Source organism: Ruegeria sp. YTSB088, from assembly GCF_059609825.1.
This window is the reverse complement of sequence record NZ_JBXWMM010000007.1, coordinates 106,857-125,567: the sequence shown is the minus strand read 5'-3', so window position 1 is coordinate 125,567 and position 18,711 is coordinate 106,857. Positions and strand designations below refer to the sequence as shown.

19 protein-coding genes and 1 pseudogene are annotated in these 18,711 nt (G+C 58.0%); 9 read left to right on the top strand and 11 right to left on the bottom strand.

Annotated elements, in window-relative coordinates:
* Positions 1 to 18: 18 nt before the first annotated feature.
* From lpdA to sucC, 9 genes are all read right to left on the bottom strand, one after another.
* A complete protein-coding gene (gene lpdA, locus AC2FFA_RS12945) occupies positions 19 to 1,407 on the bottom strand; it encodes a dihydrolipoyl dehydrogenase (protein ID WP_496851923.1) in 1,389 nt (462 codons plus the stop codon).
* Positions 1,408 to 1,479: 72 nt separating this feature from the next.
* Positions 1,480 to 1,749, bottom strand: coding sequence for a hypothetical protein (locus AC2FFA_RS12940; protein WP_117870372.1), 270 nt, complete (start codon positions 1,747 to 1,749; stop codon positions 1,480 to 1,482).
* Positions 1,750 to 1,751: 2 nt separating this feature from the next.
* Positions 1,752 to 3,269, bottom strand: a complete 1,518-nt coding sequence (odhB, locus tag AC2FFA_RS12935; protein WP_496851922.1) for a 2-oxoglutarate dehydrogenase complex dihydrolipoyllysine-residue succinyltransferase — start codon at positions 3,267 to 3,269, stop codon at positions 1,752 to 1,754.
* A gap of 3 nt (positions 3,270 to 3,272) precedes the next feature.
* Positions 3,273 to 6,230 carry a 2-oxoglutarate dehydrogenase E1 component gene (locus AC2FFA_RS12930; protein WP_496851921.1) on the bottom strand — a complete coding sequence of 986 codons (2,958 nt, stop codon included), beginning with the start codon at positions 6,228 to 6,230 and terminating at the stop codon, positions 3,273 to 3,275.
* Positions 6,227 to 6,769, bottom strand: a complete 543-nt coding sequence (locus AC2FFA_RS12925; RefSeq protein ID WP_496851920.1) for a DUF805 domain-containing protein — start codon at positions 6,767 to 6,769, stop codon at positions 6,227 to 6,229. Before AC2FFA_RS12925 ends, AC2FFA_RS12930 begins: the two co-directional genes overlap by 4 nt.
* Positions 6,766 to 7,419: a hypothetical protein gene (locus tag AC2FFA_RS12920; protein ID WP_496851919.1), complete on the bottom strand. Its 654-nt coding sequence runs from the start codon at positions 7,417 to 7,419 to the stop codon at positions 6,766 to 6,768. The genes AC2FFA_RS12925 and AC2FFA_RS12920 overlap by 4 nt, the downstream gene beginning before the upstream one ends.
* A 36-nt stretch (positions 7,420 to 7,455) precedes the next feature.
* Complete coding sequence (gene sucD / locus AC2FFA_RS12915) at positions 7,456 to 8,337, bottom strand: succinate--CoA ligase subunit alpha (RefSeq protein ID WP_117870362.1); 882 nt, start codon at positions 8,335 to 8,337, stop codon at positions 7,456 to 7,458.
* A 13-nt stretch (positions 8,338 to 8,350) separates the two neighbouring features.
* On the bottom strand, positions 8,351 to 9,178 hold the full coding sequence (locus AC2FFA_RS12910) for a glycosyltransferase family 25 protein (RefSeq protein WP_496851918.1): 828 nt from the start codon (positions 9,176 to 9,178) through the stop codon (positions 8,351 to 8,353).
* Between the two features lie 97 nt (positions 9,179 to 9,275).
* Positions 9,276 to 10,469: an ADP-forming succinate--CoA ligase subunit beta gene (gene sucC, locus AC2FFA_RS12905; RefSeq protein ID WP_117870358.1), complete on the bottom strand. Its 1,194-nt coding sequence runs from the start codon at positions 10,467 to 10,469 to the stop codon at positions 9,276 to 9,278.
* 392 nt (positions 10,470 to 10,861) lie between these two features.
* Here sucC and AC2FFA_RS12900 point away from each other — a divergent pair.
* Positions 10,862 to 11,854, top strand: a pseudogene (locus AC2FFA_RS12900) (zinc transporter ZntB).
* A 121-nt stretch (positions 11,855 to 11,975) separates the two neighbouring features.
* On the opposite strand, the gene mdh reads toward AC2FFA_RS12900, so the two are convergent.
* Positions 11,976 to 12,938: a malate dehydrogenase gene (gene mdh, locus AC2FFA_RS12895; RefSeq protein WP_117870353.1), complete on the bottom strand. Its 963-nt coding sequence runs from the start codon at positions 12,936 to 12,938 to the stop codon at positions 11,976 to 11,978.
* A gap of 161 nt (positions 12,939 to 13,099) precedes the next feature.
* On the opposite strand from mdh, the gene AC2FFA_RS12890 reads away from it, so the two are divergent.
* Positions 13,100 to 13,855 carry a sulfite exporter TauE/SafE family protein gene (locus AC2FFA_RS12890; RefSeq protein ID WP_496851917.1) on the top strand — a complete coding sequence of 252 codons (756 nt, stop codon included), beginning with the start codon at positions 13,100 to 13,102 and terminating at the stop codon, positions 13,853 to 13,855.
* On the opposite strand, the gene AC2FFA_RS12885 is transcribed toward AC2FFA_RS12890, so the two are convergent.
* Complete coding sequence (locus tag AC2FFA_RS12885) at positions 13,856 to 14,161, bottom strand: hypothetical protein (RefSeq protein ID WP_496851916.1); 306 nt, start codon at positions 14,159 to 14,161, stop codon at positions 13,856 to 13,858.
* A 171-nt stretch (positions 14,162 to 14,332) separates the two neighbouring features.
* Between AC2FFA_RS12885 and AC2FFA_RS12880 the strand changes: the two genes are divergently transcribed.
* The 7 genes from AC2FFA_RS12880 to sdhD all read left to right on the top strand — a co-directional run bounded on the left by AC2FFA_RS12880 (position 14,333) and on the right by sdhD (position 18,702).
* Entirely contained in the window at positions 14,333 to 15,190 is an 858-nt protein-coding gene (locus tag AC2FFA_RS12880; RefSeq protein WP_496851915.1) for an HpcH/HpaI aldolase/citrate lyase family protein, read from the top strand.
* Positions 15,191 to 15,196: 6 nt separating this feature from the next.
* Positions 15,197 to 15,751, top strand: a complete 555-nt coding sequence (locus AC2FFA_RS12875; protein WP_496672317.1) for an NnrU family protein — start codon at positions 15,197 to 15,199, stop codon at positions 15,749 to 15,751.
* A gap of 12 nt (positions 15,752 to 15,763) precedes the next feature.
* On the top strand, positions 15,764 to 15,970 hold the full coding sequence (locus AC2FFA_RS12870) for a DUF1737 domain-containing protein (RefSeq protein ID WP_496851914.1): 207 nt from the start codon (positions 15,764 to 15,766) through the stop codon (positions 15,968 to 15,970).
* Positions 15,970 to 16,998, top strand: coding sequence for a MaoC family dehydratase (locus AC2FFA_RS12865; protein ID WP_496851913.1), 1,029 nt, complete (start codon positions 15,970 to 15,972; stop codon positions 16,996 to 16,998). Before AC2FFA_RS12870 ends, AC2FFA_RS12865 begins: the two co-directional genes overlap by 1 nt.
* A gap of 54 nt (positions 16,999 to 17,052) precedes the next feature.
* Positions 17,053 to 17,715 (top strand): DUF1194 domain-containing protein, encoded by a 663-nt coding sequence (locus AC2FFA_RS12860; RefSeq protein WP_117870340.1) that lies wholly within the window; start codon positions 17,053 to 17,055, stop codon positions 17,713 to 17,715.
* A 215-nt stretch (positions 17,716 to 17,930) separates the two neighbouring features.
* The gene (gene sdhC / locus AC2FFA_RS12855) at positions 17,931 to 18,317 is read left to right on the top strand and encodes a succinate dehydrogenase, cytochrome b556 subunit (protein ID WP_117870338.1); all 387 of its coding nucleotides are present in this window, start codon (positions 17,931 to 17,933) and stop codon (positions 18,315 to 18,317) included.
* A 13-nt stretch (positions 18,318 to 18,330) separates the two neighbouring features.
* Positions 18,331 to 18,702 (top strand): succinate dehydrogenase, hydrophobic membrane anchor protein, encoded by a 372-nt coding sequence (gene sdhD / locus AC2FFA_RS12850; protein WP_117870336.1) that lies wholly within the window; start codon positions 18,331 to 18,333, stop codon positions 18,700 to 18,702.
* The last annotated feature ends 9 nt before the right edge of the window (positions 18,703 to 18,711 follow it).

The following is an 18,711-nucleotide window of genomic DNA, read 5'->3' as shown; positions in this document are numbered from 1 at the left end:
CTGCCGGGGTCAAGGTTGTCAGCTGTGGATCGGGCCGTCGCCGCAAGCCAGTGCCGCTTCACGCACCGCTTCGGAATAGGTCGGGTGCGCGTGGCAGGTCAGGGCCAGATCCTCGGCGGATGCGCCGAATTCCATGGCGACGCAGACCTCGTGGATCAGATCGCCCGCAGCCGGACCGATGATATGGGCGCCAAGGATACGGTCGGTCTCTTTGTCTACCAGAATCTTTACGAAACCGTCAGAGGCAAAGTTGGCTTTGGCGCGGCCATTGCCCATGAACATGAACTTGCCGACCTTGTAGGCACGACCCTGTTCCTTGAGCGTCGCCTCGGTCTCACCGACATTGGCGACTTCGGGCCACGTATAGATCACGCCCGGAATGACACCATAATTCACATGGCCATGCTTGCCGGCGACCACTTCGGCGGCGGCCATGCCTTCATCTTCGGCCTTGTGGGCCAACATCGGGCCTTCGATCACGTCGCCAATGGCATAAATGCCAGGTACGTTGGTTTGCCATTCCGCACCCACCTTGATCTGCCCGCGCGGGGTCATCTCGACTCCCAGCGCATCCAGCCCCAGCCCGTCGTAAAAAGGTTTGCGGCCCGTGGCCACCAGCACGGTATCGGCGTCGATCACATGCTCGCTGTCGTCCTTGAGGAGCTTGTAGGTAACCTTGGCCTTGGTCTTGGTTGCTTCGGTTTTCTGCACCGCCGCACCCATGATGAAATTCAACCCCTGTTTCTTGAGGATACGCTGGAATGTCTTCTGCACTTCCGGGTCCATGCCGGGGGTGATTTCCTTGAGAAACTCGATCACGGTTACTTCAGCACCCAAACGGCTGTAGACCGATCCCAGTTCAAGACCAATCACACCCGCGCCGATCACCACCATCTTTTTGGGGATCTTGCCCAGAGACAGCGCACCGGTGGACGTCACGACCACCTTCTCATCCACTTCGACACCAGGCAGCGAGGACGGTTCGGAGCCTGAAGCGATGATGATGCTCTTGGCCTCGTGCACCTCATCGCCCACTTTGACCTGACCGGCGGCAGGGATCGATCCCCAGCCTTTCAGCCAGTCGATCTTGTTCTTCTTGAACAGGAACTCAATGCCCTTGGTGTTGCCCTCGATCACCTCATCCTTGTAGGCTTGCATCTGCTTCCAATCGACCGAAGGGCTTTTGCCCTTCAGGCCCATCTTGGCAAAGTTGTGTTCGGCTTCGTGCAACTGATGGCTGGCATGCAGCAAAGCTTTCGAGGGGATGCAGCCCACGTTCAGGCAAGTACCACCCAGCGTTTCGCGCCCCTCGACAACAGCAGTCTTCAGACCCAGTTGAGCGCAGCGGATCGCGCAGACATAGCCGCCGGGTCCGGCGCCGATTACGATGACGTCATAATTTGCCATTAGATTCTCCTAAACCGACCGGACGATCCGGTGCTTCCCCGACCCGATTTGGTGGGTCAGGAATATCTTTTGTCAAACGGGTTCCAGCAGCTTGATCGAGATATGCGCAATGCCGCCTCGCTCGTGGTGCATTGCCAATTCCTCGGACCCGAAAAAGGCGCGCGCCTTTTCCAGATCCGTAACCTCGAACATCGCGATTGCATGGTCCTTCTGATCGGGATCGCGCCAGACATGCAGGTCGCGGATACCCGAGGCCTTGCGCATCGGCTTGTCCTCGCGGAACACTTTCAGCCAGGCGTCGAAATCCGCCACATCGGCCTGCCAGAGTACATGTGTCGCCATGGTTACAGATCCATCAGCAGGCGGCGGGGGTCTTCCAGCGCCTCTTTCACACGAACCAGGAACGTTACCGCGCCTTTGCCGTCAACGATCCGGTGGTCATAAGACAGGGCCAGATACATCATCGGGCGGATCTTGATCTCGCCATTGATGACCATCGGTCGTTCCTGGATCTTGTGCATGCCAAGAATGCCCGACTGCGGGGGGTTCAGGATCGGCGACGACATCAGCGACCCGTAAACACCACCGTTCGAGATGGTGAAGGTGCCGCCCTGCATCTCGGCCATTGAAAGCTTGCCATCGCGGGCGCGCTTGCCCTTTTCGGCGATGGCTTTTTCGATGGCTGCAAAGGACATGCTGTCCGCGTCGCGAATGACCGGTACGACCAGACCCTGCGGCGTGCCAGCAGCAACGCCCATGTGAACGAAGTTCTTGTAGACGATGTCGGTGCCATCGATCTCGGCATTGACCTCTGGCACTTCTTTCAGGGCATGGCAGCAGGCCTTGGTGAAGAAGGACATGAAGCCCAGGCGCACGCCGTGCTTCTTCTCGAACTGGTCCTTGTACTGATTGCGCAGGGCCATCACCTCGGTCATGTCCACCTCGTTATAGGTGGTCAGGATCGCGGCGGTGTTCTGCGCATCCTTCAGGCGCTTGGCAATTGTCTGACGCAGACGGGTCATCCGTACGCGTTCTTCGCGGGCCGCATCTTCGGCAGCAACCGGTGCGCGTGGAGCCTGAGCCGCTGGTGCAGACGCAGAAGCCGCAGGTGCCGGAGCAGAAGCGGCTGCAACCGCCTTGGCAACGTCTTCCTTCATGATGCGGCCATCGCGACCGGTGCCGGTGACCTGATCGGCTGACAACCCGGCTTCTGCCATTGTCTTTTCAGCCGATGGTGCGTTTGCAACATCTTTGCCGGTGCTTGCCGCCGCAGAAGCTGCCGCCGCCGCAGGAGCTGGCGCAGGAGCTGCGCCAGCGGCCGCGCCAGAGATGACTGCCAGCTTTGCGGTTGCATCCACGGTTGCACCTTCCGGCGCGACAATCTCTGCCAGAACACCGGAAGCCGGGGCCGGTACTTCGACCGAGACTTTGTCGGTTTCCAACTCACACAACATCTCGTCCTGCGCGACGCTGTCGCCGACTTGCTTGAACCAGGTTGAAACAGTTGCTTCCGTCACGGATTCGCCAAGTGTCGGGACCATCACGTCAACCGACCCGCCAGATGCGGCAGGTGTGGCCTCCGGAGCTGCTGCGGCTGTTGCTGGGGCAGGCGTGGCTGCGCCTTCGCCGGCATTTATCGTCGCCAGCAGAGCATCGACACCAACCGTTTCGCCTTCGGCGGCTACAATCTCACCCATCACACCAGCAGAGGGAGAGGGCACTTCGACCGTGACCTTGTCAGTCTCCAGCTCACACAGCATCTCATCCACGGCGACCGCATCACCGGGCTTTTTGAACCATGTTGCAACAGTGGCTTCGGTGACCGACTCGCCAAGCGTGGGAACACGAACTTCAATCGTCATCGCTTATTTTCCTTCGATGCTCAGCGCTTCGTTAACCAGCGCTTCTTGTTGGGCTTTGTGTTGGCTGGCCAGGCCCGTTGCGGGCGAAGCCGAGGTTGCGCGACCGACGTAAGCCGGACGGGTATGTTTCGCGCCGATCCGGGACAGAACCCATTCGATATTGGGCTCAATAAAGGTCCAGGCGCCTTGGTTTTTGGGCTCTTCCTGACACCAGACCATTTCAGCATTCTTGAACCGTTCAAGCTCGTTGATCAGCGAATGTGCCGGGAAGGGATAGAACTGTTCGATCCGCATCAGGTAGACGTCGTCAATGCCACGTGCATCGCGTTCCTCCAGCAGGTCAAAATAGACTTTGCCGGAACACATCACCACGCGTTTGATCTTGTCATCCGCCACCAGCTTGGTGTCGGAATTACCCTTCTGTGCATCATCCCACAGCACGCGGTGGAAGCTGGAGCCGGTGGTAAAATCCTCGGCCGTGCTGACCGCCAGCTTGTGGCGCAGCAACGATTTAGGCGTCACCAGAATCAACGGCTTGCGGAACGTCCGGTGCAGTTGGCGGCGCAGGATGTGGAAATAGTTCGCGGGCGTGGTGCAGTTCGCCACGATCCAGTTGTCCTGACCGCACATTTGCAGGAACCGCTCAAGCCGCGCGGATGAGTGTTCGGGGCCCTGTCCTTCAAACCCGTGCGGCAACAGCGTGACCAAACCGGACATCCGCAGCCATTTCGATTCACCAGAACTGATGAACTGGTCGAACATGATCTGCGCGCCGTTGGCGAAGTCCCCGAACTGGGCTTCCCATAGAACAAGTGCATTGGGTTCGGCCAGCGAGTATCCGTATTCGAACCCAAGCACTGCATATTCGGACAGCATCGAGTCGATCACTTCGTACTGCGACTGGCCTGCGCGAATGTTGTTCAGCGGGTAGTACCGCTCTTCGGTTTCCTGATGAATGAAACCCGAATGGCGCTGGCTGAAGGTGCCGCGCGTGGCGTCCTGGCCAGAAAGGCGTACCGGGTACCCCTCGGTCAGCAATGACCCGAAGGCCAGCGCCTCACCAGTGGCCCAGTCAAAGCCTTTACCGGTTTCAAACATCTGCTTCTTGTGCTCAAGCAGCCGACCGACCGTCTTGTGCATGGCAAATCCGCTCGGTACGCGGGTCAGGGCGCCACCCATTTCGGCCAGAGTGTCCGGCGCGATCGCCGTCTCGCCGCGCATGTATTCGTCTTTGTTCTTGTCCAGATGCGACCAGCGCCCGTCCAGCCAATCGGCCTTGTTGGGTTTATAGTCTTTACCGGCCTCGAATTCGTCGTTCAGATGGGCCTGGAAGGCCGCTTTCATATCCTCGATTTCACCTTCGGGGATTAGGCCATCCTGGACGAGGCGTTCTGTGTACAGAGACAGCGTGGTCTTATGCGTCTTGATCTTCTTGTACATGATCGGGTTGGTGAACATGGGCTCGTCGCCCTCGTTGTGACCAAACCTGCGGTAGCAGAAGATATCCAAAACCACATCCTTGTGGAATTTCTGGCGGAACTCGGTCGCCACCTTGGCTGCATGAACAACCGCTTCGGGGTCATCCCCGTTCACGTGGAAAATCGGTGCTTCGACCATCAGCGCGATATCCGTCGGATATGGGCTGGAGCGTGAGAAATGCGGTGCGGTGGTAAAGCCGATCTGGTTGTTCACCACGATGTGCATTGTCCCGCCGGTGCGATGCCCGCGAAGACCGCTCAGGCCAAAGCCTTCGGCTACGACGCCCTGACCGGCAAAGGCCGCATCCCCATGCAGCAAAATGGCCATGACCCTGGTGCGATCAGTGTCGCCCAATTGATCCTGCTTGGCGCGGACCTTGCCCAGAACCACAGGGTTCACCGCCTCAAGGTGCGACGGGTTTGCAGTCAGCGACAGGTGTACGCTGTTGCCGTCAAACTCGCGGTCGCTTGAGGCACCCAGATGGTACTTCACATCACCCGAGCCATCCACGTCTTCGGGCTTATAGCTGCCGCCCTGGAATTCGTTGAAGATGGCGCGATAGGGCTTGCCCATCACGTTGGCTAGAACATTCAGACGACCGCGGTGCGGCATGCCGATGACGATATCGCTGAGACCCAGCGCGCCACCCCGCTTGATGATCTGCTCCATCGCCGGAATAAGCGCCTCACCGCCATCGAGACCAAAGCGCTTGGTGCCCATGTACTTGACGTGCAGGAATTTCTCAAAGCCTTCGGCCTCGACCATCTTGTTCAGAATGGCTTTGCGGCCTTCCTTGGTGAACTGGATTTCCTTGCCATAGCCCTCAATGCGCTCTTTCAGCCATGCGGCCTCTTCCGGGTTTGAGATATGCATGTATTGCAGCGCAAAAGTGCCGCAATAGGTCCGCTTCACGATCTCGACGATCTGCCGCATCGAGGCGACCTGCAGCCCCAGCACGTTGTCGATGAAGATCGGACGGTCCATGTCCGCATCGGTGAAGCCGTAGGTTTTGGGATCCAGTTCCGGATGATTGCTGGCCGCGCGCATGCCCAGCGGGTCCAGATTGGCGGCCAGATGGCCCCGGATCCGGTAAGCCCGGATCAGCATCAGGGCGCGCAGGCTGTCCAGCACGGCGCGCTTGATCTGGTCATCGCTGACTTCAACACCTTTGTCGGCAGCCTTGTCCTTGATCTTCTTGCCCGCCGCCTTGGCGTCAATCTCGGCCCATTCGCCGGTCAACGCACCGGTCAGATCATCGGCCGGCATGGGTGGCCAGTCCGTGCGCGCCCACGAAGGCCCTCCGGCCTCACGCTGAACATCAGGCGCGGCGTCACCCATGGCCTTGAAGAACTCGACCCAGGCAGCGTCTACCGCACCGGGGTTCTTGGTGTACTGCGCATAAAGCTGTTCCAGGTATTCGGCGTTGTGCCCCTGCATGAAGCTCGAGGCGTGAAAGGCAGTATTGGGCGAGTGTTCGGTCATTTGGCTACCTCATGTGGGTTGGGACCGTATTGATTGGTGCCTGGTTGACTGGGGCGGGTTAGCCACCACAGCACCAGAAGGGGCGACACAAACAAAACAAGCAGTGTCGGAATGACAGTCAGCAGAGTGGCACGGGTGAACAGAATGTCCAAACTGCCCCCATGCTGGAAGCTGGACGCAAGGCCGATGCCAAAGATCAGAACGGCAGCGGCCCCGACGATCAGCAGGATTGGCAGCAACGCATAAAGCCCGCTGCGCCCGGTATCATGCATCCGTCGCCACGCGACAGCCAGATGCGGGAAGAAAACGATCAGGCTGACGATACTTTGCACCGGTTGCGAAGAAGTGGCAGTGACGGATTTGACCTCATCGCTTTCTGTGATCGCGACCTGAGTGAAGAACTGCCAGTCAATGATCCCGGCGATGATGCTCCAGATCAGGATGAACAGGAAAAAGAACCAGTACTCAGACCGCGAGGCACGACCCGAGAAGGTGAAGAACTTGGAGAAACAGGTTTGGATGGCGTCCGAGAAGGTCATCGTGACTTCTCCGGTCGCTTTGTGGTTACAGTTGTGAAAACTGACGATACATCAAATTCTGGGTCTGAGGCAGATTGCATTCGATCTATGTTCAGGATCGCGCCGTTCATGCTTCTTTTGAACGTATCATTTTCGGAAGACTGTGACCGAAGATGAAGAACTGGCGGAAGGGATTTGGGGTCGCGGTCCGAGTCCACTAGTAACTTTTCAAAAGTAGTTGGAGAGTCTTCTTCTTTGAGCGCCAGAACACAGTTGGTTTGCTCGAACTCTCCATTCTTGTAGCTATCGACACGCAAAACGCTTCCGGTTTGGTCACGAACAAACCATCTGTCCTTCTTTTCGGAACCATCAACTATCTTCAAATTGCGCGCACCTGTCGCATTGGTGAGAGCTAACTCCCAAGTGCTTGCGATGCGCGTGTCTGAGTAGTCGCCAGTGCCGAAGTGATTTGGTAAATAGGTGGCTGCATAAGACCGGATTGCACTGTCATCAAGATTTGCAGGCACCTTGGGCGTCCACCCAACTTGAATAAGCGCATCTGTCAGTATGGCCAGATCGGTTGCTGACTGGCATGCGCTAATGGCGTCTGAGGCCGGATCATAGTTTTCCGCACCAGCAGGTGCGGATGTGACTGCCAATAGGGCAGCCACTAAGCCTATTAAGGATTGACGGCCTCGGATCACGACTTACCCAATCGCTTCCAGCACAGCCTCGCCCAGTTGCGCCGGGCTTTCGGCCACGACGATACCGGCACTGCGCATAGCTTCGATCTTGTCCTCGGCGCCGCCTTTGCCGCCAGCGACAATCGCGCCTGCGTGGCCCATGCGGCGGCCCGGAGGGGCTGTGCGGCCAGCGATGAACCCTGCAGTCGGTTTCTTGCGGCCTTTCTTGGCCTCGTCCGCCAGGAACTGCGCGGCTTCTTCCTCGGCCGAGCCACCGATCTCACCGATCATGATGATCGACTCGGTCTCGTCATCGGCCAGGAACCATTCCAGCACATCGATATGCTCGGTGCCTTTGATCGGGTCACCGCCGATGCCCACGCAGGTGGACTGGCCCAGACCCACATCGGTGGTCTGCTTGACGGCCTCATAAGTCAGTGTGCCGGAACGGGACACAACACCGACCGAGCCGCGCTTGTGGATGTGGCCGGGCATGATGCCGATCTTGCAAGCATCCGGCGTGATGACACCGGGGCAGTTCGGGCCGATCAGGCGCGAGCTTGAGCCTTCCAGTGCGCGTTTGACCTTCATCATGTCCAGCACCGGGATGCCTTCTGTGATGCAGACGATCACTTCCATCTCGGCATCAATCGCTTCGAGGATCGAGTCAGCCGCAAAGGGCGGCGGCACATAGATCACCGAGGCGTTGGCTTCGGTCACGTGCTTGGCTTCGTGGACCGAGTTGAACACGGGCAGGCCCAGATGCTCCATCCCGCCTTTGCCGGGGGTCACGCCGCCGACCATCTTGGTGCCATAGGCAATGGCCTGTTCGCTGTGGAATGTACCCTGCGAGCCGGTAAAGCCCTGACAGATCACTTTGGTGTTTTCGTCGATGAGGACTGCCATTTTGTCCCTTTCTCTAGGCGGTGTTGGATTGATTGGGTTCAGTCGCCGGCAGAACCTGCGGCGCATAGGTAATCTTCTCGAGCGTGGCACGTCCCAGGGCAAGGTTGGCCGTCGTGCGAAGGCCGCTGCTGATTTCGGCGATGCCACGCCTAACTTTTTGCCGGATCAGGGGCCAGCCGTTGGGACGCGCGCGTGGCGCACCCATCTGGTATTCGCCGGGCGCTTCGTTGCCCTGTTCGACCATGGCCGGGATCACCTGATAGATGTTGATCTGACGCGCCGCCGGCGAGGCGGAAGGGTTGAACAACAAACCATCCAGCGTAATGTCAAAGGGTTTCTGTGCCAGAAAGTGCCGGGCCGCTTCGCGTGTCAGCGCATAAGCTGCACCACCGGGATGGCGCGAGCGCATCAGGCGCAGTTCCCGTCCCAAATGGGACAACCGCTTGCGTCCAAGTGCCACGTAAAGCTTCGTGCTGCGCCAACGTTCGAACCGAACGATGTCGGCATCCTCAGGCCACCAGGACGGATCGTTCAGCCAGTCTGCCAGTTCCGGTGTCAGGAAAACATCATCCTCAAGGATCAAGGCCTGTTCCGCGCCCGAGGCAATCACCGCCTCCCACGCTTTGGCGTGGCTGAGGGTGCAAGCCATGTCCTTGGTATGGAAATAGCCCCAAGGTCCTTCCGCCCGGCATTCGCGCAGAAAGTCCTCACGGGTGGCGGCATCGCAGTCAATAGCGTTGACGCGCGTCGCCGACAGGCCTGCCTTTTGTAGCTCCTGCTCCATCAAGCGCGCCCGCCCTGTGGCGCGTTCGAGGCCTATGAGGAAGATGGGGATGGTCATCAGATCGATTGCTTCTTTCGGCCTTGCGCGGCAGTGATTTGCAGCTTGGTATTTGCCGCGATGGGGCGGGCCCGAGGCCAGCCCCACTCAAACAAGCTTACCCCTTAACTGCCTTCACGATCTTCTCAGCACCGTCTTTCAGGTTGTCTGCCGCGATCACGTCCAGGCCAGAGGTGTTGATGATCTCTTTGCCCTTCTCGACATTCGTGCCTTCCAGACGGACGACCAGCGGCACTTTCAGGCCGACCTCTTTCACTGCGGCGACAACGCCCTCGGCGATCACGTCGCAACGCATGATGCCGCCGAAGATGTTGACCAGAATGCCTTTGACCTGCGGGTCCGAGGTGATGATCTTGAACGCCTCGGTCACTTTCTCTTTGGTGGCGCCGCCACCCACGTCGAGGAAGTTGGCAGGCTCTGCCCCGTAAAGCTTGATGATGTCCATCGTGGCCATCGCCAAACCGGCGCCGTTGACCATGCAGCCGATCTCACCATCCAGTGCGATGTAGTTCAGGTCGTACTTGGAGGCTTCCAGTTCCTTGGGATCTTCCTCGGTCGTGTCGCGCAACTCGGCGATGTCGGGGTGGCGGTAGACCGCGTTGCCGTCAAAACCGACCTTGGCGTCCAGTACTTTGAGGTCGCCCTTGTCGGACACGATCAGCGGGTTGATCTCCAGCATCTCCATGTCCTTCTCGACGAAGGCGGCATACAGCTGGCTCATCAGTTTGACGCATTGCTTGACCTGCGCGCCTTCCAGACCCAGCGAGAAGGCGATGCGGCGGCCGTGATAGGGCATGTAACCGGTGGCCGGATCGACCGAGAAGGACAGGATTTTCTCGGGCGTCGCGGCGGCCACTTCTTCGATGTCCATGCCGCCCTCGGTCGAACAGACGAAGGAAATGCGGCTGGTCTGACGATCCACCAGCAGAGCCAGGTACAGTTCACGCTCGATGCCCGAGCCTGCTTCGATATAGATGCGGTTGACCTGCTTGCCCGCCGGACCGGTCTGATGAGTGACCAGCGTACGGCCCAGCATCTTTTTGGCTTCTTCAGCGGCTTCTTCAACCGATTTGGTCAGACGAACACCGCCTTTTTCACCGGCGTCGGCCTCTTTGAACGAACCCTTGCCGCGACCACCCGCGTGGATTTGTGCTTTGACAACCCAAAGCGGGCCGTCCAGCTCACCTGCTGCGGTTTTGGCTTCTTCGGCGCGCAACACTGCGCGACCATCGGACACCGGTGCTCCGTAGCTGCGAAGGAGGGCTTTGGCCTGATATTCGTGAATGTTCATCGAAACTGTCCCGTCTGACTGCGTTTAAACGTTATAGGGGTGTTTAAACGTCAGATTTAAAGGGTTTTCTGACTCCTTGGGGCGATTAGCCAAAGATTTTCAACTTTTGTGATCACGGTTTTTTCGCGTGTGATCACAAATTCAGTGCGCTGCGACGCTTGATTCGACAATCCGAGGATTTGTGCAAAAAAACTCATTCTTCGAGGCTCAGCTTACTGCTTACGCTAACAACATCGGTCACACTTGTGGAGCGTACACCGTATGCGAGCGCGGGAAAACGCAGCGGCGCTGACTGTCTCGGGCGTCGCTTGGGCTTGGCGGTTGTCAGTTGGTTGGATAGTCTCCCGATGCCGCAAGGTGCGGCAGATTGATAGCCAGAAGGGTCCAACAGGATGAATGCACAAGGCCACAGCCTTCCGGATGCCTTGACGCTTGTCTTTGATGGTGCGGGTCGGGCGACGACGGTAAACGACGACAGTTTTCCGGTTTGGTCACCGCCGGATACCGGGGTTGGGTTCGCATGGCAGCACCTGCGACTGGAAGCGCCAGCCACTCAATCGCTTCTGCGCGCCAGCGGGTTGGACGAATTTGTGATTGACGCGCTGATGGCTGACGAAACCCGGCCTCGGTGTACCGTACACGGTGACGGCGTCATCCTGAACCTGAGAGGCGTAAACCTGCTGCCGGATCAACTACCCGAAGATATGATTTCGGTCCGGATGTGGCTGACGGAAGCCAAAGTGATAGGTGTCTGGCGTCGGCCACTGGACGCGGTTTTCGATTTGCTGGCGTCGATAGAACGGGGGCAAGGCCCAAGAACACCCAGTGATTTTGTCGCGCGCATGGCGCTTCGGCTGGCCGACCGGGCCGAGCCGGCGATCACAGATCTAAACGAGCGCGTGGATGATCTTGAGGAAATCCTTTTGGAACCGGATGCCGATATCTCGCGGACAGAGCTTTCAGCGATCCGTCGGTCGTCGATTGTTCTGCGCGGTTACCTCGTACCCCAACGCGATGCGCTGACCACCTTGGAAATCTAAGACCTGCCCTGGCTCCAGGCGCAAGATCGGTCACGTTTACGCGAAGCATCGGAACGCATCTACCGGATCGGCGAGGACCTTGCCGCGGTTCGCGAACGAGTCCAGATCATTCATGACCAATTGATGGATCAGCGCGCCGAACGCATGAACAGCCGGATGCTAGTTCTGTCGGTCGTGAGTGCGGTGTTTCTTCCGCTAAGTCTGGTCGCGGCGGTTCTTGGGATCAATGTCGGCGGCGTGCCTGGCGCAAGCAACCCAAGCGCCTTCTGGGAGGTGTGTGTCCTGTTAGTCGTTTTAGGGGGGCTGCTTCTGGCCGTAGCTAGATGGTTAGGCATGTTCCGGTAGGTTGGGTTTAGGTCGGGCAATGTAAGTCGGCAATGTAAAAAGCCCCGCCACAATCTCGGGCAGGGCTCTATTCTGTCCTGGCTCTCCTGTCGCCAGATCCACAGGCGACAGGGGTAGGCTACTATGCCAGCGAGCTGTCGATACCCTTGCAAGCGTCGATCAGACCTTTCACTGCGTTCACAGAGTTGTCGAAACCTGCCTGCTCGTCTTCGTTCAGCTTGATGTCAACGATACGCTCGACACCACCAGCACCGATGACGGTCGGAACGCCGACATAGAGGCCATCGACGCCCAGCTCGCCGTTGCAGTAGGCGGCGCATGGCAGAACGCGTTTCTGGTCTTTCAGATAGGCCTCTGCCATTTCGATCGCCGACGTGGCAGGCGCGTAATAGGCAGAACCGGTCTTCAACAGGCCAACAATTTCAGCGCCGCCGTCACGGGTGCGCTGCACGATGGCGTCCAGTTTCTCTTGCGTGGTCCAGCCCATCTCGACCAGATCAGGCAGCGGAATACCGGCAACCGTCGAGTAGCGTACCGACGGTACCATGGTGTCGCCGTGGCCGCCCAGCACGAATGCGGTGACGTCGCGCATCGAGACGTTGAACTCTTCCGACAGGAAATGTGCAAAGCGGGCCGAGTCAAGCACCCCAGCCATGCCACAAACCTTGTTGTGCGGCAGGCCCGAGAATTCACGCAGGGCCCAGACCATGGCATCCAGCGGGTTGGTGATGCAGATCACGAACGCATCGGGTGCGTGGGCAGCGATGCCTTCACCGACCGACTTCATGACCTTCAGGTTGATGCCCAGCAAATCATCGCGGCTCATGCCCGGCTTGCGGGCCACGCCTGCGGTCACGATGCACACATCCGCACCAGCGATATCGGCATAGTCGCTGGTGCCTTTCATCGAGGCGTCGAACCCTTCCGAAGGGCCGGATTCAGCGATGTCGAGCGCCTTGCCCTGCGGCAGCCCGTCTGCGATGTCAAACAGGACAACGTCACCCAGTTCTTTGACAGCTGCGAGATGTGCAAGCGTGCCGCCGATGTTCCCCGCGCCGATCAGCGCAATCTTGGGTCTGGCCATTTGGAATATCTCCGGTCGGTATTGAAATCGCGGCTGTGCTAGTCGTTAAAACGTCAATAGGCAAGGGTTCTGCGACGTGGCATACAACCGCATACCGTTTGCAGGCCCTGCTTTGATTGCGCTAAACGGCCTTTGAGACAAGCCAAAACCGGGACCGTCACATGTTCGAACTGAACCTGATGTTTTTTGCCGTGGCGATCCCGGCAGTGATCTTTGCCGGTATCTCAAAGGGTGGTTTCGGTTCTGGCGTGGCCTTTGCCTCTTCGTCGATTCTGGCCTTGATCCTGACGCCCGGGCAGGCTTTGGCCTTGATGCTGCCGATTCTGATGGTGATCGACGTGGCCACACTGGGTCCGTATTGGAGACGGTGGAGTTGGCCGGATTCACGTCTGCTGATTCTAGGCGCGGTACCCGGCGTGGCGATGGGTGCGTGGCTTTATCGTGCAACGGATGATGACCTGCTGCGCCTGCTGATCGGTGGCATCTCTGTCGGATTCGTGATTTGGCACATGGCGCAATCGCAAGGTTGGGTGCGCGGGTTTGTCAGGCGACTGTCGCCGTCTTCTGGTCTTTTTGCCGGGCTGGTCGCGGGTTTCACAAGCTTCGTCAGCCACGCCGGCGGCCCCCCGGCGGCTGTCTATCTTTTGTCTCAACGGCTGACCAAAACCGAGTTTCAGGCCAGCACGGTATTGGTTTTCTGGGTGATTAATATCGCGAAATTTGTACCCTACGCTTATCTGGGCATGTTCACATGGCAGACGTTGTGGGCGGACTTGTTGCTGACACCCTTTGCGATCTTGGGGGCATGGCTGGGCGTCCGGGCACATTTCATGTTGTCCGAACGCCTGTTTTTTGGGCTCGCCTATGTGCTGCTGACACTTACCGGCAGCAAGCTGATCTGGGACTCGTTTACCTGATCAGGCATTGGGGGGCAGCGCCTCGGCGACATCTTCAAAAGACTGACCCGAAGCCACAAGGCAGGTGATCCCGTTGGGCATGGTCACCGTGATGGTCCAGCTGCCGCTTTTGTTCGAGGCAAATAGCTCCACTACTGCGCCCTTCCGGGCCAACCCCAAACCTCTGCGCGTTTCACCATAGGCCTCGTGCAACCGTTCCAGCACATCTTCTCGAGGCGCACAGTTTTGACCCTGAGCGTGCACGTGCTGCGCGGCCAGAACCATGATTCCAAGCCCCATTGTCATCTTGAACACCGTCTTTTGCATCCCGTACCCTTTTTCGGTTCCATCTGCCGATCAGGGTGGATGGCAAGGGACGAAATCCAGTTAAGGGAACGCACGTTGCGTCGGGCTTGCTGCAGTGCGGCGATTTTATGCTTGAACTTTACTGCAAAAAATGCCCCATTCCGCGCAACTTTATTTCAATGGGAGTGGTCCATGGATCCTCGTCAGCGTCCCTATCGTTCAGTTCTGTACATCCCTGGCTCGAAGGATAGAGCCCTGGACAAGGCCCGCACTCTGCCCGTGGATGCGATCATCTTTGATCTGGAGGATGCAGTTGCAGCGGACGAAAAAGAAAACGCGCGCGAAACGCTGAAAGGCGCCCTGTCCGATGGGGGCTATGGCGCACGGGTCAAGATCGTCCGGATCAATGGGCTGGACACCGAATGGGGGCGTGCCGACGCCGAGGCGGTGCGCGACATGGATGCCGACGTTGTTCTGTTGCCCAAGGTGAATTCGGCGACCGACGTAGATGCATTGGCGGCGATCACCGGAGAATTGCCGATCTGGGCCATGATGGAAACACCGCGCGGAATGCTCAACGCGGCGGAAATCGCTGCGCATCCGCTGATGGCCGGGTTCGTGATGGGCACGAACGATCTGGCCAAAGAGCTGCAAACCCGCTTCCGTCCTGATCGCTTGCCGATGATGACTTCGCTGGGTCTGTGCCTGTTGGCTGCCAAAGCCGAGGGGTTGATCATCGTCGATGGCGTGTACAACGCTTTCAAGGATGCCGAGGGTCTGGCCGATGAGTGTGCACAAGGCCGAGACATGGGCTTTGATGGCAAAACGCTGATCCATCCGGCCCAGATCGATGTGGCCAATAAAGCCTTTGCGCCATCGGATGATGAGATCGACCTGGCCCGCCGTCAAATCTCGGCATTTGAAGAGACCGAAGCGCAAGGGCAGGGTGTTGCTGTCGTGGATGGCAAGATTGTTGAAAATCTGCACGTTGTAACTGCCCGCGAAATTCTGGCAAAAGCAGAGGCAATATCAGCTTTGCAAGCGGGGTAAGCCAGCATGGGCTTTTTTCTTCTGATCTTGGGCGTCGCGTTGTGGTGGGCAGCGCATCTCTTCAAACGTGTGGCACCCGAACGCCGCGCCGCAATGGGCGACGGGGGCAAAGGGGCAGTTGCTCTGGCACTGGTCGCGTCGATCCTGCTGATGGTGTTCGGCTATCGTATGACCGACTTCATCTATGTCTGGGCGCCGCCGACCTTCCTGATTCACGTCAATAATCTGTTGGTTCTTATCGCGATCTACATGATGAGTCCTGCAGGTACCAAAGGTCGGGTGCTGAACAAGTTTCGCCATCCGATGCTCGGCGGGTTCAAGCTGTGGGCCTTTGCGCATTTGCTGGTGAACGGAGATCTGGCTTCGATCATCCTGTTCGGCGGTCTTCTGGCATGGGCTGTGGTCGAAGTCATTGTAATCAACAAGTCCGAACCTGACTGGGCGCCGGGTGAACCCGGGACTTACGGCAAGGATGCGATGTTCTTTGTGGCGTCGATCGTGCTGCTGGGGATTATCGGATATATCCACGGCCTGGTCGGTCCGTCTCCGTTCGGCTCATGAGGACCTGACCCCATGGCGAAACTCTATCGTTTGTTGACCGAAGAGGACACGTCAGCCTTCTGTCACAAGGTGTCGGATGCGCTGGCAAAGGGATGGAAGTTGTATGGCGACCCGTCCTATACGTTCGATCCGTCCACCAACAAGATGCGCTGTGCGCAGGCCGTGACCAAAGAGGTCGCGCCCGATTATTCCCCCGACATGAAACTGGGACAGCAGTAATGGTAAAAACAAATCCGGGCCGATTTTTCGAGGATTATTCCGTAGGGCAGGTACTGAAACACGCCGTGCCACGCACAGTGACCGAGGGCGAACGCGGTTTGTATCACGCGCTTTATCCCGCACGCCACGCTCTTTATTCCTCGGACGAATTTGCCCGGCATTGTGGTTTACCGGAAAGTCCGCTTGATGATCTGGCCGCGTTTCATCTGGTGTTCGGTAAGACAGTACCGGATGTCTCGCTGAACGCGGTTGCCAACCTTGGCTACGGCGAAGGCCGATGGCTGAAGCCTGTCTATGCCGGTGATACTCTGCGATCCGTGTCCGAGGTGATCGGGCTCAAGCAGAACTCCAACGGGAAAACGGGTGTGGTTTGGGTCCGTACCCGTGGATTGAACCAATTGGACGAAGTGGTCATCGAATATGTCCGTTGGGTCATGGTGCGCAAAGCAGACGTGAATGCGCCTGCGCCCGAAACGGTTGTTCCCGAATTGAAGAAGGCATTGACACCTCAGGACTTGATCGTGCCCGAAGGTCTCGATTTCTCGAATTACGACTTTGCTTTGGCCGGTGAAGCGCATCGTTGGGGCGATTATGAAATCGGTGAGAAAATCGACCACGTGGACGGCGTCACCTTGGAAGAGGCCGAACATATGCTGGCCACGCGATTGTGGCAGAACACCGCCAAGGTGCATTTCGACCTGACGTTCCGCCCGGAAGGCAGGTTGATCTATGGTGGGCACGTGATCTCGATGGCGCGGACCTTGTCGTTCAATGGACTTGCGAACGCGCAGATGATTGTTGGCCTGAATGGTGGCGCGCATGCCAACCCCTGTTTCGCGGGCGACACGATCAAGGCCTGGTCCGAAGTACTGGATAAAGCGGAAACCGGTGTTCCCGGCGTGGGTGCGATCCGTCTGCGCATGGTGGCGACCAAGGGCGGTGTTCCATTTGAGTTGAAGACTGACGAGGGGCGGTATTTGCCCGATGTGCTTCTGGACCTCGATTATTGGGCGCTCATGCCGCAATAGGAGAGCTGACGGTTATGTGAACCATTCGCGTGCAAGCCGTGCTAGGCTTGCACCATGCATCTTCTGCGCGCGATATTAGCCAGTATTTGTCTGGCCCCGTCGGCTCAGGCCTGCGATCTGGCATTGGCCCTGGCGGTGGACGTTTCCGGCTCGGTCGACAGCAACGAGTACCGCATACAGATGGACGGGTTGGCCGCCGGTCTGCGCGACCCGGTCGTGTCCGAGGCTTTGGTTCGTGGTCAGGCGCAGTTGATGCTGGTGCAATGGACCGGGTCATCGCGTCAGCAGGTCACGATCCCCTGGACCCGTATCGACAGTTTCTCTTCACTGGACCGTTTTGCCGATCAGGTTGCCGCAGATCCACGCATCTGGCGGAATTTCTCGACGGCGATAGGTGAGGCGCTGCACACGACTCTGGATGCTTTTGATGCCGTTTCAGATTGCAAACGACGTCTGATCGATCTGTCGGGGGACGGCGTATCCAATGAAGGGGTCGAACCAACGCAGGTGCATGCCGCTCTGCGGAACCGCGGCATTGTCGTAAATGCGTTGGCGATCGAAGAGAGTGAACCGGATCTGACGGCATATTTCTTTGAGAATGTCATTGTGGGCGAAGGTGCTTTTGTCGTTTCGGCCTCCGGGTTCGCCGACTACCCGGATAGAATTCGCAAAAAACTGCTGCGCGAAGTGACGCAGCAAACGGCTGGCCTTAAGTGACAGGCTGAGAGATTCGTGATCACATCGCTTTGGCCTTGAAATCGCTAACATTGATGAAGCAGAATGTAATATGTGATCACGAGAATATTTTGTGTGATCACATACCTGAATTATCCGTCAATTTGCACTGAATTTAGTGGTTTTGGCACCCGCAGCACGTGACAGTGTCGCAAAAACCAGTAAAACGTTCGGTAGCCAACCGAAAAGGAGCCGCCATGGCCGATGTAAATCGGGGCAACCGCCCACTTTCGCCGCATCTGTCGATCTATCGTCCGCAGCTGACGTCGATCACATCCATCCTGACACGCATCACAGGCAACGCGCTTCTACTGGCCGCGTTGTTGATTGTCTGGTGGTTTCTGGCCGCAGCGACTTCGCCCGAGGCTTTCGCCGTGGCAAACGGCGTAATAACCTCGATGCTTGGGGATCTGGTGATGGCACTGTCTGTTTGGGGTCTTTGGTATCACACGCTGGCCGGTGTTCGGCACCTGATCTGGGACAATGCGGTTGGTCTGGACCTTCCCACAGCGACAAAGCTGGGCTGGGCGGTTGTCATCGGATCGGTCGTTCTGACCCTTCTGACCCTTGTCATCGTCGCGTGATTGGAGGCCTTACATGCGTTATCTGACCGACCGTAAGCGCGCCGCTGGCCTTGGCTCGGCGAAATCAGGCACAGCCCATTTCTGGGCGATGAAAGTCAGCTCGGTGGCTCTGCTGATACTTGTGCCATTGTTTGTCTTCACGTTTGGCCCGGTTCTGGGCCAGCCGTTCGATGTGGTACTTGAATATTACTCGCGGCCTTTCCCAGCCATCGTGGCAGCACTGACGCTGGCGGTTGGCTTCAAACACTTCGCAGACGGTGCGCAGGTGATGCTTGAGGACTATGTTCACGGTACGCTTGAAAAGGTCCTGATCATCTTGGTCACCTGCCTGTCCTACGGTGCGGCTGCGGCCGGCATCTTCGCCATCGCGCGCATTGCCCTTTAATTCCCGGAG

Coding starts and splice junctions, on each gene's coding strand:
- lpdA (WP_496851923.1), bottom strand. CDS start 1,407: ATGGCAAATTATGACGTCATCGTAATCGGCGCCGGACCCGGCGGCTAT.
- AC2FFA_RS12890 (WP_496851917.1), top strand. CDS start 13,100: ATGTTCGAACTGAACCTGATGTTTTTTGCCGTGGCGATCCCGGCAGTG.
- sdhD (WP_117870336.1), top strand. CDS start 18,331: ATGCGTTATCTGACCGACCGTAAGCGCGCCGCTGGCCTTGGCTCGGCG.
- odhB (WP_496851922.1), bottom strand. CDS start 3,269: ATGACGATTGAAGTTCGTGTTCCCACGCTTGGCGAGTCGGTCACCGAA.
- AC2FFA_RS12870 (WP_496851914.1), top strand. CDS start 15,764: ATGGCGAAACTCTATCGTTTGTTGACCGAAGAGGACACGTCAGCCTTC.
- AC2FFA_RS12940 (WP_117870372.1), bottom strand. CDS start 1,749: ATGGCGACACATGTACTCTGGCAGGCCGATGTGGCGGATTTCGACGCC.
- sdhC (WP_117870338.1), top strand. CDS start 17,931: ATGGCCGATGTAAATCGGGGCAACCGCCCACTTTCGCCGCATCTGTCG.
- AC2FFA_RS12910 (WP_496851918.1), bottom strand. CDS start 9,178: ATGACCATCCCCATCTTCCTCATAGGCCTCGAACGCGCCACAGGGCGG.
- mdh (WP_117870353.1), bottom strand. CDS start 12,938: ATGGCCAGACCCAAGATTGCGCTGATCGGCGCGGGGAACATCGGCGGC.
- AC2FFA_RS12875 (WP_496672317.1), top strand. CDS start 15,197: ATGGGCTTTTTTCTTCTGATCTTGGGCGTCGCGTTGTGGTGGGCAGCG.
- AC2FFA_RS12885 (WP_496851916.1), bottom strand. CDS start 14,161: ATGCAAAAGACGGTGTTCAAGATGACAATGGGGCTTGGAATCATGGTT.
- sucD (WP_117870362.1), bottom strand. CDS start 8,337: ATGGCAGTCCTCATCGACGAAAACACCAAAGTGATCTGTCAGGGCTTT.
- AC2FFA_RS12925 (WP_496851920.1), bottom strand. CDS start 6,769: ATGACCTTCTCGGACGCCATCCAAACCTGTTTCTCCAAGTTCTTCACC.
- sucC (WP_117870358.1), bottom strand. CDS start 10,469: ATGAACATTCACGAATATCAGGCCAAAGCCCTCCTTCGCAGCTACGGA.
- AC2FFA_RS12880 (WP_496851915.1), top strand. CDS start 14,333: ATGGATCCTCGTCAGCGTCCCTATCGTTCAGTTCTGTACATCCCTGGC.
- AC2FFA_RS12865 (WP_496851913.1), top strand. CDS start 15,970: ATGGTAAAAACAAATCCGGGCCGATTTTTCGAGGATTATTCCGTAGGG.
- AC2FFA_RS12860 (WP_117870340.1), top strand. CDS start 17,053: ATGCATCTTCTGCGCGCGATATTAGCCAGTATTTGTCTGGCCCCGTCG.
- AC2FFA_RS12930 (WP_496851921.1), bottom strand. CDS start 6,230: ATGACCGAACACTCGCCCAATACTGCCTTTCACGCCTCGAGCTTCATG.